Origin of the sequence: Neorhizobium sp. T25_13, from assembly GCF_002968675.1 — a bacterium.
GTDB lineage: Bacteria > Pseudomonadota > Alphaproteobacteria > Rhizobiales > Rhizobiaceae > Neorhizobium > Neorhizobium tomejilense.
Map to the genome: position 1 here is coordinate 274958 of NZ_PVBI01000008.1, position 14728 is coordinate 289685.

3 protein-coding genes are annotated in these 14728 nt (G+C 60.2%); 1 reads left to right on the forward strand and 2 read right to left on the reverse strand.

The genetic code is table 11. The features are described 5' to 3' along the window. Positions 1-43 precede the first annotated feature (43 nt). On the reverse strand, positions 44-11581 hold the full coding sequence (locus tag C5J22_RS20420; protein WP_105439700.1) for a DUF5801 repeats-in-toxin domain-containing protein: 11538 nt from the start codon (positions 11579-11581) through the stop codon (positions 44-46). A 735-nt stretch (positions 11582-12316) separates the two neighbouring features. Here C5J22_RS20420 and C5J22_RS20430 point away from each other — a divergent pair. Further along, positions 12317-13429: a hypothetical protein gene (locus C5J22_RS20430; RefSeq protein ID WP_105439702.1), complete on the forward strand. Its 1113-nt coding sequence runs from the start codon at positions 12317-12319 to the stop codon at positions 13427-13429. A 394-nt stretch (positions 13430-13823) separates the two neighbouring features. Here C5J22_RS20430 and C5J22_RS20435 read toward each other — a convergent pair whose 3' ends face one another. Then, entirely contained in the window at positions 13824-14609 is a 786-nt protein-coding gene (locus tag C5J22_RS20435) for a response regulator transcription factor (protein ID WP_105403112.1), read from the reverse strand. Positions 14610-14728: the final 119 nt, after the last annotated feature.

The window sequence follows — 14728 nt, forward strand, 5'->3', positions numbered from 1 at the left end:
TGCGCGCCTTTTCTCTGGTTTCTGACCTGCAACACGCTTCACTTTATACGTGCGAGATGTTGGCCGAGTGCTTGTCGTCGTCGAAGAGGATCTTGACGGCTTCCGTGTGGTTCTGAAGCACGGCGACATCCTTCCAGCTGTCGGTCGCCACCTGGACGCTGACGGTCGTGTCGTTGCCGGCAATCGTGGTGCGAACATTCGCGGCAGCCTCTTCACCCGTTGCCTGATGACCAAGCAGGGTGTCGAGAAGCTTCGAAACATCGACCGCATCGCCTTCGTTCGACTTGTAGTCGGTGATGATGTCGGCCATGTCGAGTTCGTGCAGGGCCGAAGGATCGAGCACGAACGTATCCGCGCCGGCACCGCCGGTCATCTGCGTCAGGCCCGGCATGGCGGCGAGGATGTTGTCGCCATCCGTTCCGACCAGCACGTGGTCGGGCGCATCGCTGAACAGAGTGTCGAACCCGACCTCGACGAAGGAGCCGGTCGAACCGTCTGCGTAGGTGAACGAACCTTCTGCGAACAGAGCCTGGCCGTCGAGATAACCTTCCGCGCTCTCGGCATCGAGCGAGATGCCGGTGATGCCGTAGTCGTTCAGGCCCTTCAGCTCGCCCTCGTCGCTGACACCATTACCGTTGGCATCCTGCCAGACCAGCAGCTTGTCGAAGCCTGTGTCGGAGGCATCGATCTTGCCGTCATGGTTGACGTCAAGCGTCGAAAGCGCCGCCATACCGCCGGCATGCGCGCCACCGGCAAAGTTCGGGGTGAAGATTTCCGAACCGTTGTCGATCTTGCCATTGCCGTCGACATCATAGGCAAGGATGCCGTCGGTCTTGGTCCAGGCCACCTGATCGAGTTTGCCGTCGGCATTGATATCGAACTTCACGCCGTCTTCGAGGTATGTGAAGGCGAAGCCGTTATGGTCGAGGTCGAGGATGATGGGGTCGGTCACGCTTGAGAAATTGGTGCCGCTTAGTTTGCCATAGCCAACCCCGCTTAGGGTCATCACGTGTTCAATACTGAATTTGTTATCAGTAAGGTTAGAGTTTCCGCCCGAATTTCCGCTCTGCGTTGTCGAAACCAACATCGTATATATGCCAGCATCTGCGGTTGTTGTGTTCGTCGAGGAATAGACAATCACCGTGTACGTTCCTGCCGGAATATCATCGATTGCATTGGCGATCACATCCTCGATAGCATCGCCATCACTATCTTTGGTCAAGTCGAGCACAGAGCCATGATCAACGACGATTTCGATTACCTCTTTGTTAGAGTTAAACAGAACGTCGTTCGTCGATACATTGATTTCCTGAAACCCACCATTGGAAATCTGCACCGGGCTGCTGCCGGAACCGAGCGTTATGGCGATCTTGTCATTGCCAGTTTCAAAATTCGAGACGGTAGCGACAGTATTGTTATTAATACCCAATGCATCGTGATTGAAAATTATCTCATCCTTCGCCGAGTTGCTCGCCAGCGTAACATTCCACGATTGGTTCGCGGTATTTCCAGCATCCATTGAGACACTGAAGCCCTCGGTTTGGTTAGAGAGATTCAATGACACTGGGGCAGCAAGTTCGATCTTCTCGATACCCACAATCTGACCGTCGCTCGCGCTGATGAAGGTCGCACCAATCCGCAGGGTGTCTGTACCATCTCCCCCATTGAGAAGCTTATCATTGTCGGCGCCGACGATTGTATCGTCACCCGCTCCCGCGATGATAATTTCCGCCGCTGTCGTGCCTGTTATCGTCGACCCGGCGACCCCCTTTACCGTCACGTGCCCCGAATCGGATGCCTGACCGTCCGTGGCTGTGTAATCGAACGCTCCGGACGTGAACGATGGAGCTACAGCAGAGGTCAGAGAAACCTGCACGTTATCGACGAGAATAGGGCCATCGACGTTGAAGACAGCATCGTTCGTGTCCTCATTGAACAGAACCAGCGAGATGTGACCGCCGTTGACATAGTTTGCGAGATTTGCCGTCAGCGTGGCTGAAATCGTGCCAATCGTATTATTGTCGGCATCAGTCGAACCAATTGCCACCCATTTGTTGTTCACGTAATCCCATGCGCCCAGGATGAGATCATCGCCGCTGGCACTTTCGTCCGGCCTGCCCGTATGCACACTGATAGCAATCTGCGTCAGGGTGCTTGGATCCTCAGTGACATTGAACTGGAACCACGTCGCCTGGTTTCTGTTAAAGTTGGGTTGATCTGTATTCCAATAACTCGAGTCGTCGGCGGCAATAGCGTTATAATCTGTATTTGACGCTTCCTGAGACGAAGATCCGACGTAGTCCGAATTAGAGGACGGATTGAGAGCATCGAGATCGTTGAAGTTCGCCGTGCGGAGCTGGAACTCATAGGCGAGCGCATTGTTGTTGGCCTGCGTCACCCCACTGAAGCTGTAGATATTCGTAGCGACGATCGGCACGAGAGTCGGCGTGAATGTTACGCTGCCCGTATTATGGGTTACGATACCGCCCAAAGCACCGTCGGCACTAGATATATTCAACGGATTGTTGTCAGCATCCGTGTCGTTCGCCAACAATACGTTATCGCGGATAACGATTGCAGATCCATCGATAATGTTGGTTAGAACTATGTCATCGACGGCAACCGGCGCATGGTTGTTGGTGATTACGGCTGCGGTTGCACCGCTGGTGACCGTCTCGCTGAAGTTCTGACCGTCAACATAGGTGGTCTGAACCGATATCTGGTGCCCGACATCGTCGGCCGTAAGGGTGTAATCCGCCGTGGTTACGCCAGTGTCGTTGCCGTCACGCAGCCAGGTGTGGACGACGTTGGTCGCCGTGCCGTCAGGGTCGGAACCCAGCGTGGCTCGCAGAACATCGCCGACGGTCGGATCTGTTGCCGTCTGGGTGAGATCGGTGACCGAAATCGTTGCTTGGCCATCGTTGACCGGCGTGATGCTGACGCCAATCGAACCCGTCGACACCTTGGTATCCGTGTGGACCGCAAGGTCGGACAGCGTGGCGCTGTCGAGAACGGTTGCCGAAACGCTGAGATTGAAGTTTCCGGCATAATTGGCCGGAGGCGTCATCGTCAGGCCGGTGGTGTTGACTCCGGCGGTATTGGTGATGACCCAGACATCGCCTTCCAGCGCGCCCTGGTTGAAAGTCGCGCCCAGCGGGAAGCCCGACAGTTCGACCCGCGTCACCTTTTCCGAGCCGTCGGTGTCACCAAGGGCAATGGTGAGGCTCAGAGCGGCCGTGGCGTCCTCATTGCCCAGGCCGGAACCGGAAATCGTCGCGGTGTCGGCAATCGGACGGACGTCGATGGTAACGGTGCCCGTGCTGGTCAGGTTTCCATCGGAAACGCTGTATTGCAGGACCGCATATCCGCTCTCGTTGGGCCGCGGCTTGTAGTACAAGGTACCATTCGGCTCAAGCGAGATGGATCCGCCCAGCTGGCCTCCAACGGTAATGCCGTTAGCGGTAAGAGGATTGCCCTCGATGTCGCTATCATTGGCGAAGAGTGGCATTCCCGAGCGTGCGGTATCTTCGTTTGTAAAGAAGTAGTCATTGACGGCAATCGGCGCGTCGTTGACCGGCGTCACCGTGAGGGTGAACGTGTCAGACGCCGACAGCGAACCGTCCGACGCGGTTACCTTCACGCCGATCGCGCCATTCCAATTCAGATCTGGCGTGCCGCTGAACGTCCCCGTCCCGGCATCGAAGTGCAACCAGGTCGGCAGTGCCGAACCATCGCCGAGGGTGGCCGAATAGGTCAGGACCGAGTCGACGTCCGAGAACGTGCCCCCCGGAACCTGGAAGGAAATCGTGCCCTCCTCTGCAATGCTCTGGTCGGCAATCGGCTGGGCCAGAACGGGCGCTTCGTTGACATTGGTCAGCTGCACATTGACGTTTTCGGAATAGCTGCCGTTCTTGCTGTCTGTCACGCGCACCGAGAGATCGATTGACGGGGTCGTTTCATAGTCAAGAACCGCACCCGCTGCGACGCTGATCTCACCGGTCGAGGCGTTGATCACGAACCTGCCGTCCGCCGACGTCAGTGACGTCGAGCTATCGGCGAGGACGAAGGCATAGCTCAGCGGGTCGATCGAACCGTTGACATCGACGCCCTGAACACTTCCGATAATCGTGCCTGCAGCCGAGTTCTCCGCAACGGTAAGACCCGAAGTCGTCAGATCCGTCGGCGCCTGCTCGATCAACTGGGCAGCAGAGACCGTGCCGTCGAAAAACTGGAAACTCTCGACGCCGGTCGCCTTGAGGACAGGCCCGCCGTTAGGCAGCTCGATCGTGAACTCGCCACTGTCGGGATCCCGCGTGACGATCACGTCCTTCCAGATGCTTTCGCCGGCCTCGTCACCGATGACAAGCACGTCGGTTCCACCGGCACCCTTGACGACCACGCTGTGGCCGGAGGTCAGCTCCGAGACGTCGAAGGTTTCATCGCCCTCGCCGCCTTCGTAAGTGATGGTGGAGGTTAGCAGCGAAGTACCTGCGAAACTGCCGATGACGGCAATAGTATCAGTACCGCCGCCGCCCTGGATGACGATATCTTCAATCTCCTTGACCTCGGCGGCCAGCGCTCCGTTCACGGTCAGCAGAATTTCCGCCGAGCCACCATATGGAGCCCCGGCGTGAGCGGCGTTATAGGCCGCCACGCTCCAGATGGCATACTGCTCGCTTGCCGATGAACCGACTACGCGCAGTAGGTCACGACCGCCTGCGAGTTCGGTACCGCCATCGACGACATCCAGACCGTCGCCGACGGACCACTGGATCGTATCGTCGCCACCATTACCGTTGAGAATGTCGTTGCCGTCACCACCTTCGAGGATGTTGGCGCCGTCGTTGCCGTTGATCGTGTTGCTGAGGCCGTCGCCGATAACCTTGATCGGAGCTTCGCCCTGCAGCGTGATGTTCTGAACCCCGTCCAGCGTCAGCACGATGCCGATATCCTCGGCGCCGCCGACGACCGTCAGGTTCTGCTTGGTGATCGTCGCGGACTGGTTGGTAACCGTGCCGACCAGTTCGATGCGGAAGCCGGCAGACGCTGCGGTGTTCGCGTCACTAATCGTCGTGAACGTGCCCACGAGGTTGTTGCCGTTGAACAGCTGCACCGGAGCAGTCAGATCCAGCTCGATCGCACCACCGTTGAAATTGATGCTTTCGACGCCGTACAGCTTGTCGATCTCACCATTGGCGGTATTCAGCACCTGCCAGCCGCCATCGAGCATCCTGGTGATCGCGAAGTTCGACTGATTGCCGTAATAGACGACCATATCGTTCTCGCCGGCAGTGGCCGCGATATCCGCCTCGCCGTTGCCGTGGATCGTGTCCGTGCCGCCGGTCGCGAAGAACTGATCGTTGCCTGTGCCGCCGACCATCTTGTTGATGCCGGTGCCGCCGCTGAAGCGGTCATTGCCCGCGCCGCCAAACAGGCTGTCGTCGCCGCCATTGCCGTTGAGAACGTCGTTGCCGTCACCGCCTTCGAGGATGTTGGCGCCGTCGTTGCCGTTGATCGTGTTGCTGAGGCCGTCGCCGATAACCTTGATCGGAGCTTCGCCCTGCAGCGTGATGTTCTGAACCCCGTCCAGCGTCAGCACGATGCCGATATCCTCGGCGCCGCCGACGACCGTCAGGTTCTGCTTGGTGATCGTCGCGGACTGGTTGGTAACCGTGCCGACCAGTTCGATGCGGAAGCCGGCAGACGCTGCGGTGTTCGCGTCACTAATCGTCGTGAACGTGCCCACGAGGTTGTTGCCGTTGAACAGCTGCACCGGAGCAGTCAGATCCAGCTCGATCGCACCACCGTTGAAATTGATGCTTTCGACGCCGTACAGCTTGTCGATCTCACCATTGGCGGTATTCAGCACCTGCCAGCCGCCATCGAGCATCCTGGTGATCGCGAAGTTCGACTGATTGCCGTAATAGACGACCATATCGTTCTCGCCGGCAGTGGCCGCGATATCCGCCTCGCCGTTGCCGTGGATCGTGTCCGTGCCGCCGGTCGCGAAGAACTGATCGTTGCCTGTGCCGCCGACCATCTTGTTGATGCCGGTGCCGCCGCTGAAGCGGTCATTGCCCGCGCCGCCAAACAGGCTGTCGTCGCCGCCATTGCCGTTGAGATTGTTGGCTTCGTCGCCACCGATCAACACATCGTTGCCGGAACCACCCAGGGCATCGACGATGCCAGAGACGCTGTCGATACCGATGACCTTGTCGATCACGGCGACACCATCGGTGTCGGTGGCAGTGTCGGCAGCCACCGTCTGGCCGCCGATCATATGGGCGGCATCGTCAAGGTTGACGAAGACGCTGGTGGAGAGGTTGGAATAGTTGATCGAGCCGATCGTTCCGGCGGCATCGACGCGAACAGTGACCGTCGAAGTGGCGGCGTCGCCGTCCGCGTCGGTTGCGGTGAAGCTGAGCGCCAGGTCGAGATACTGGCTCGTCGCATTCGGCGCCGTATGGTCGAGCGGCTGAAGCAGCGAGAAGCTGTAGGCGCCGGTGGCCACATTGAGCGATGCCGTAAAGACAATATCGCCTGGCGCCGGCGGGTTGGCAGAGCCGACGAACCCGGTCAGCACGCCATTGATGACGTCGATCGTCACCGGTCGGCCGCTCGAGCTGAGCCCCGCAACCGAAGCACCGTTTTGATCCGTTGTCGCGACATTTCCTGTGAAGGAAAGCGTGCGCGCGCTGCCGGCATCCGCACCCCAGGCAAGGCCCGTCAGGGCGGCGGTGATGGTTTCCGTGCCGCCTTCCTCAACCGTTCCGGAGGCATTGGGGCCGGCCGTCGGCACGCCATCGGTGACCGTCACGATCAGCTGACCGTTGAGCGCCACGCTGTCACCGTCGCCGTCAGTCACCGTGACTGCGGAGGAAAGGTCGAGCGCCAGCGAACCGTCGCCGTCGGTGAAGGTAATCGGGTGGCCATTGTTGACGGTTGTAGAGCCATTCGGCGAACCTACGCCGTCAAGATCGAATTTCGTCTGATTGCCGACATTGCCGACATTCACATACCAGGTGGTGTGGGCCGGGATTTGCAGAACAGAATCCGCTCCGCCTGCGTCATTATGGAGCGTCCAGCTAACCGCGCTGTCGCCATCATTGCTGACGCGGATGATCACGTCGCCGTCCGGCATGCGTCCCACGAAAGCGAGGTCGTTGTGGCCGACATCGGGCACCTCTGCATGGCTGCCGGCAGTGTCGAGAGCAGCAGCCGGGATCGATACATCATCGATAACCACGTTGTCGCTGTGGTCGAGCGGGCCGGTCTGCGTAAAGGTGTAATGGCCGGTGGCCGGATCGACGGCGAAGGTGAAGATTGACACGTCACCGGCTTTCGCCACCAGGGCGTTGCCAACCACGGAATAGGTAAGCGCGACACCGCCGGACGTCAGCGAAGTCAGGCTGGAGGACAGACCAGCGGTTTCAACCGAGTAGCGGCCAAGACCGTCAGCGCCCGGCGATACCAAGCCGGAAAGCTCGCCTGCAATCGAACCGCCTGCGGCGCTTTCGGTGATCCCGATACCGATTGCACCGGTGGAGATCGGCGTGTCGTCATTGACATTGATGTTGAGAGTACCGGTCGCGGTGTCGCCGTCACCATCGGTGACGGTGACGCCGATCGACAGGGTCGTGTTCTCTTCCGCAGTGCCGGCGGTCGAATGGACGACCGGAGCTTCGGCGGTGAAGCTGTAGGAACCGTCGGCGTTGACGACCAGAACCGCGGCGGTCTGGCCGGAGACATGGCCGGTCGCCGTGAACGTCGTCGAGCCGTTCGCGCCCTTGACGCCAGCGCTCCAGTCGACGGATTCCGTCTTGGCAAGGCCGCCTTCTTCATAGATCACGCTGAAGGCCGGATTGTTGATGGCCACTGACTTGACGCCATCGGCGCCCGCCGTGAACAGCGAACCGGCAAGCCCGGTCGCGACATGCTCGTTGGCGATGCCATCCGCAGGCGTGTTGTTACCCGAGCCTTGTGCCTCGTCGTCCAAAACTGTCGTCGACGTCACCACATTGGCCGTCGGCGTGTCGTCGTCGACGCTGACGGACAGAACGCCGCCGGCCTGGTCGCCGTCGCCGTCGGTCACCCCGTAGGTGAAGTTCAGCGTCTTGTTGTCTTCCGTGGTACTGGAGCTCGAATGGGCAACCGGTGCTTCCAGGGTGAAGCTGTAGGAGCCGTCCGCCCGGATCACCAGGACCGCAGCCGTGTCGTGGCTCGCCACGCCGGTCGCTGTATAGGTGGTCGTGCCGTTGGCGCTGCGAACGCCCTCGCTCCAGGAGACGGATTCCGTCTTGGCAAAGCCGCCGTCTTCGTAGACCACGCTGAAGCCCGGGAGGCCGACCGAAAGGCTGCCGAGGCCATCGGCGCCGATCTTGAACAGCGAACCCGGTCCGCCGGAAACCGTATCGGTGTCCACGGTCACGTCGCCGGCGCCGCCGGTGTTGACCGGCGTGAACAAGCTCTGCGCCTCGTCGTCCATCGCCTGCGAAGCCAGCACGACCGAGGCCACCGGCGTCGGCGTATCGTCGTTGACCCGTACGTTCAGCTTACCGCCGGCCTGGTCGCCGTCGCCGTCGGTGACCGTGAAGTCGAACGACAGCGTCCTGTTCTCCTCGACCGCCGGCAGCGCCACGTCATGGGCGACCGGGGCTTCGAGCGTCAGCGTGTAGGAACCGTCGGCATTGATCGTCAGCACCGCGGCAGTCTGATCGGACACGCTGCCCGTTGCCGTGAACGTCGTCGAGCCGTCCGGACCGACCACGCCGGTCGGGCCCCAGGCAATCGCTTCCTTATGGGCAAAGCCGTCGCCGTCCGTGTAGATCACGTTGAAGGCTGGGCCCTGCACCGCAATCGACTTGACGCCGTCGGCACCTGCCGTGAACAGCGCACCGGCCGGCCCGGAAACCGACGCGACGTTCGGGTTCACATCGCCAAGCCAGCTCGTGCCCGAATTGCCGTTGCCTTGCGCCTCGTCATCCAAAACCGCAGACGCCGCAACCACACCCTTCGAAACCGGCGTGTCGTCATTGACATTGATGTTGAGAGTACCGGTCGCGGTGTCGCCGTCACCATCGGTGACGGTGACGCCGATCGACAGGGTCGTGTTCTCTTCCGCAGTGCCGGCGGTCGAATGGACGACCGGAGCTTCGGCGGTGAAGCTGTAGGAACCGTCGGCGTTGACGACCAGAACCGCGGCGGTCTGGCCGGAGACATGGCCGGTCGCCGTGAACGTCGTCGAGCCGTTCGCGCCCTTGACGCCAGCGCTCCAGTCGACGGATTCCGTCTTGGCAAGGCCGCCTTCTTCATAGATCACGCTGAAGGCCGGATTGTTGATGGCCACTGACTTGACGCCATCGGCGCCCGCCGTGAACAGCGAACCGGCAAGCCCGGTCGCGACATGCTCGTTGGCGATGCCATCCGCAGGCGTGTTGTTACCCGAGCCTTGTGCCTCGTCGTCCAAAACTGTCGTCGACGTCACCACATTGGCCGTCGGCGTGTCGTCGTCGACGCTGACGGACAGAACGCCGCCGGCCTGGTCGCCGTCGCCGTCGGTCACCCCGTAGGTGAAGTTCAGCGTCTTGTTGTCTTCCGTGGTACTGGAGCTCGAATGGGCAACCGGTGCTTCCAGGGTGAAGCTGTAGGAGCCGTCCGCCCGGATCACCAGGACCGCAGCCGTGTCGTGGCTCGCCACGCCGGTCGCTGTATAGGTGGTCGTGCCGTTGGCGCTGCGAACGCCCTCGCTCCAGGAGACGGATTCCGTCTTGGCAAAGCCGCCGTCTTCGTAGACCACGCTGAAGCCCGGGAGGCCGACCGAAAGGCTGCCGAGGCCATCGGCGCCGATCTTGAACAGCGAACCCGGTCCGCCGGAAACCGTATCGGTGTCCACGGTCACGTCGCCGGCGCCGCCGGTGTTGACCGGCGTGAACAAGCTCTGCGCCTCGTCGTCCATCGCCTGCGAAGCCAGCACGACCGAGGCCACCGGCGTCGGCGTATCGTCGTTGACCCGTACGTTCAGCTTACCGCCGGCCTGGTCGCCGTCGCCGTCGGTGACCGTGAAGTCGAACGACAGCGTCCTGTTCTCCTCGACCGCCGGCAGCGCCACGTCATGGGCGACCGGGGCTTCGAGCGTCAGCGTGTAGGAACCGTCGGCATTGATCGTCAGCACCGCGGCAGTCTGATCGGACACGCTGCCCGTTGCCGTGAACGTCGTCGAGCCGTCCGGACCGACCACGCCGGTCGGGCCCCAGGCAATCGCTTCCTTATGGGCAAAGCCGTCGCCGTCCGTGTAGATCACGTTGAAGGCTGGGCCCTGCACCGCAATCGACTTGACGCCGTCGGCACCTGCCGTGAACAGCGCACCGGCCGGCCCGGAAACCGACGCGACGTTCGGGTTCACATCGCCAAGCCAGCTCGTGCCCGAATTGCCGTTGCCTTGCGCCTCGTCATCCAAAACCGCAGACGCCGCAACCACATTAGCCTTCGGCCCGTCATCACCGATCTCGATCGAGAACGAACCGGTATCGGAATCGCCATCCTTGTCTGTGACCGTGAACGTAAAGTTCAGTCGCAGGGCGTCGTCGGCACCGATCTCACCGAGATCCGGATGATCGAGAGGCTGCGACTGCGTGTAGGTGAAGGCGCCGGTGGTCGGGTTGGTGACCGTCAGCGTGAAAACGGTGACCGTGGTCTCGCCGACGGTGATCGTGCCGGTGACCGTCAGGCCGTCAGCCGAGGTCGACACCGTGACGGCCTGACCGCCGGACGTGAGCGGCGCGGCAACACCGCTGCCGGTCCCTTCCGCCATGTCGAAAGTGCTCTGGTAATTCACCGAGGAGACAATGCCGAAATCGTCACCGCCGTCGAAACCGAGCGTGCCCGTGATCGTCTCGTTGCCGATAACGTCATCGGCCAGAACCGATTCGGCGAAGATGAACGGCGAACCCATGTCGAAGGCGTCCGGCTGGTCGTCCGCCGCCGTCCGGTCGTCAAGCCCTCCGCCATCGCCAAATTCCGTATCGCCGAGCAGCGAAGCGAGCTGAATGGGGTCGTTCTGGCTCGCCTGGATCGAGTCGTCGAATTCCGCACCGGAACTGTCCGGGCGTCCGCTGGCGCTAAAGGATCCGTCCGGGCCGGCTGCGACGTTAATGCCGCTGTCTTCCAGGGCGGCGAAGAGCACCTGCTGGGGCACCTCCACCTCGCCGATCAGCATCGTCGGGATCTTGGCCGCGCCGTTGACGATGACGATCTCGGTTCCGTCCGCCTGCACCAGGATCAGGTTTGCGCCGTCGACCCGGATATCGTCGATCGACACACTCGTCGCCAGGTGAACGATGTTGTTGACGTCCGGGGTCACTTCCGCAGCCGGGGCTGCTGGAGCAGCGGCCGGCACGTTCGGATCCGTCGGGACGCGGCCCGTCGTCGGGGTGCGGCCATCACCGGCCTGCGCCACCTGGATCTCGTGCTCGATCGGAGAAGGCGTAGAAGAGGCTGCGATCTCTTCCTGGATTTCCGACGAGAAATTCTCAGTCAGATTTTCTTCCGAGATGTTCGACAGGCGCGGATCTTCAACGGACATGACTCTAACCCCCAATAAAAACTGTGCCGCAATCAACTCCGCCCCCAAATATAAAGCAAGACTTCCTTAACCTTCGCGATATAGCCGGTTATGTGTCGGGAACGGATTTATTGACAGAAGGTTAACTGGGGCGGCGGAAGACGTACTAAAGCCACACATCTTGCCCCAATCGGCCGCAAAACATGGTTTCCAAAGAGTTATCCGGGGCGGTTGTTACGACAAGAGACGCGCCTTGGCCGAATGACCTTGCGCCTTGGGCGATCGATTCGTCTGTGACGGGGAACCTGATTCGGTTCTCAAGCCTGCCCTCGGCCATGACGGCGGCACACTCGGCATGGACGTCAAATAGGCCGGTCAAGCTATAGCCGGAGTTTCAACGGAGCCAGAAAGCTTTGAGTTGCTTTTCAAAAGGCCTGCAAAGCGGCCGAAGGAATTGCGAATAGCTTTCGGCACAAGGAATTATTGCAGCAACAGAGAAGCGCCACCCAAATATACTGTACAAATTTAATAAATTTTTCGCGACTTGCCACAGAACACGGTGATGGCGAGCTGGTCGGGCAGGTGCCGCCCCAGGTCTCCACATGAGAATATTCAGTCAGACAGCCCGGCATCGCAGATACGGGAAGGCCTACGCCTTTTGTGCATGATGCTGGACAGGATCCCCGGCGTTTATGCTCCCAGGCCGTATTTCCGTCCGCCAAAGTTGTTCTCGCGCTCATTCAAGGTGGAACTCTTATGACAGCGATGCGCACCGTCATCTTGTCCTTGGCATGGTTATTGTCCGGCGTGGCGTCTTCGCAGGAAATCACACCGGGCGATGCCCCACAGAACTCCGCGCAGGTTCTTTTCACCGGACATAGCTTGATCGATAATCCCCTGGCCAACTGGGTCGAGATGATTGCCAAAAGCCGCGGCAAAAATATTGCCTGGGAGCAGCAGATCGTCATTGGATCCCCGCTGAGGTATCGGACACGAGGTGAGTACGACCAGGATTTCAGCTGGGCCGGATATAGGTACGGGAAGAACCGCAACGGCGACCAGATGGATGTCATCGAGGAACTGCTTCGCCCGCGGCGCATCACCACGGGGCGCCCTTACGACACTGTTGTCGCAGCGGAAAACCACAATTTGCTAAACATGATCGTATGGGAAAACGCGATTGCCTATCTGCGCCATTTTCACGACCGCCTTCTCGACGGCAACCCGAAAGGCCGAACCCTTTATGTCCACACCTGGCTTGGCGTCGACAAGGACAATCCGCAGCCCTGGTTGGAACACGAGACAAACGCTTCCGTCGTATGGCAATGCGTAGCGGAGAAAGTGAAGCTGACACTGCGAGCTGAAAAGCGCCCGGCCAATCTTTCCGTCGTGCCTGCCGGAACGGCTCTCGTGGAATTGGTGAAAAGGACACTTGACGGGAAGATTATCGGTTTTACCGGAAGCACCAGGGAAAAACTCGATCGGATATTCCGCGACGAGGTCCATCTGACCGATATAGGCGTCTATTTTGTAGCTGCGGTCCACTACGCCTCAATCTATCGCCAGTCGCCCGAGGGCGCCGCGGCGCCGCCGACCGTGCCCCGGGACCTTGCGAAGGAGTTGCAGAAGATTGCATGGGCGGTCACCCGAGATTTTCTGCAGCAGGAAAGCTTGGACCCGCCGAGCATGGCAGAATGCCGGCGCGTCGTCGTCGAAAAAGTCTGCCGAAGCTTCTGGGTGCATGTCGGCGAACCGAACGAAGCGGCTGGCTGCCAGAGCTATTTTGCCGAAACCCAGCCGGCCCCCGGGGGCAACCCCTTCGTCTGGCCGGATCCGAATTGGAACGCCCTGCCAAAGCCAGCGCGTTAGCTCCTTCGTCCATCCCACGTGGGATATCTGTCCGAGCCTGGATGACCGAACCTGATTTGCCGGGACACGAGGGGGGCGATCTCACAGTCGCGGCACACCGGACCCCTTTCCGGTATCACCCGACTGTCAGATGGAAGATGAACAGATAAACTGTCGATGTTCGGAACCTGCGCGCTGCGCCGTTCTCATGTCTTTCGCCAAGTGCATGACATATGCACGATCGCCAGCCGACAAACATCCATGTCGAGAGTTCGTCGCTCCGGGAGGCATTGCCGCGGCAACGCCCCTGTCAGCGCTGACGTGGTTTTCTATGGTGTCCCTTCACGCAGCTGCGAAGGCTCGACTTCGCAGCCGTGATATCTCGGGTCGGTCCCGCCAACCGACCGGCGAACGGCTAGTTGGCCGCTCCGTATGGGAAGAGGTCATTGAGTTTGTAGGCGACCTCGGTACGGTTCGTCGCTTTCAGCTTCTTCATGATGTTGCGGATATGGACCTTGACCGTGCTTTCCCGCAGGTTGAGCTCGTAGGCGATGATCTTGTTGGCCTTGCCCTTGCGAAGGGCTTCGACCACCGCTTCCTGGCGCAGCGTGAACATTCCCGAAAGTGGCCGGTGTTCCGCCGCCGACGTCGCAGCGGTGACCAAGTGCCGCATGGAGAGGACGCTGCTTGCCGGAACGAAGATCCCGCCGGCAACGGCCAGGCCGATCGCTTCCACGCAGACGCCGATGCCGACGCAAGAGGGAATGAAACCTCGAGCCCCATATTCCAACATTTTCACCACCTGGGCGAGGTCGTCGGAGTCGGAGAGCACGATGATCGGCGGCGACTTGAACTCGGCCGTCAATTTCGAGATGTCAGTCGCAAGTGCGGCATCGTCGGCCTTTCGGCCGCCGATATTGAACAGAACGGCCTGGACAGGCGGATAGAGATCTTTTTCTAGTTTCCATTCGTCGATGGAGCCGACAGCGCAGACATCCATCTCAAGGCCACGCCCGATGAGGGCTTTGGCAAGGCATTCGCGATCAAGCGCTCTCGCGTCGATGATCACAAGGCATCCGTCGTGATTTACTCCCTCACTGCCTCGATCATCTCTTTCGGCGAGCTTTGGGATGTCATTCATAATGCGAAAGGATTCTGCCACAGCAGGAGAACGGCTGTAGCCGCTTGGTGTGGAACTCATCTTACCCCCTTACCTGAAGTCTAGGATGATTGTCCCCTTCAGGACCGCAACTATAAGTACGCCAGCAGACTGTCTTTACACCTCTCAACCTTTTATTAAGGTCAATATACAGCAGATAC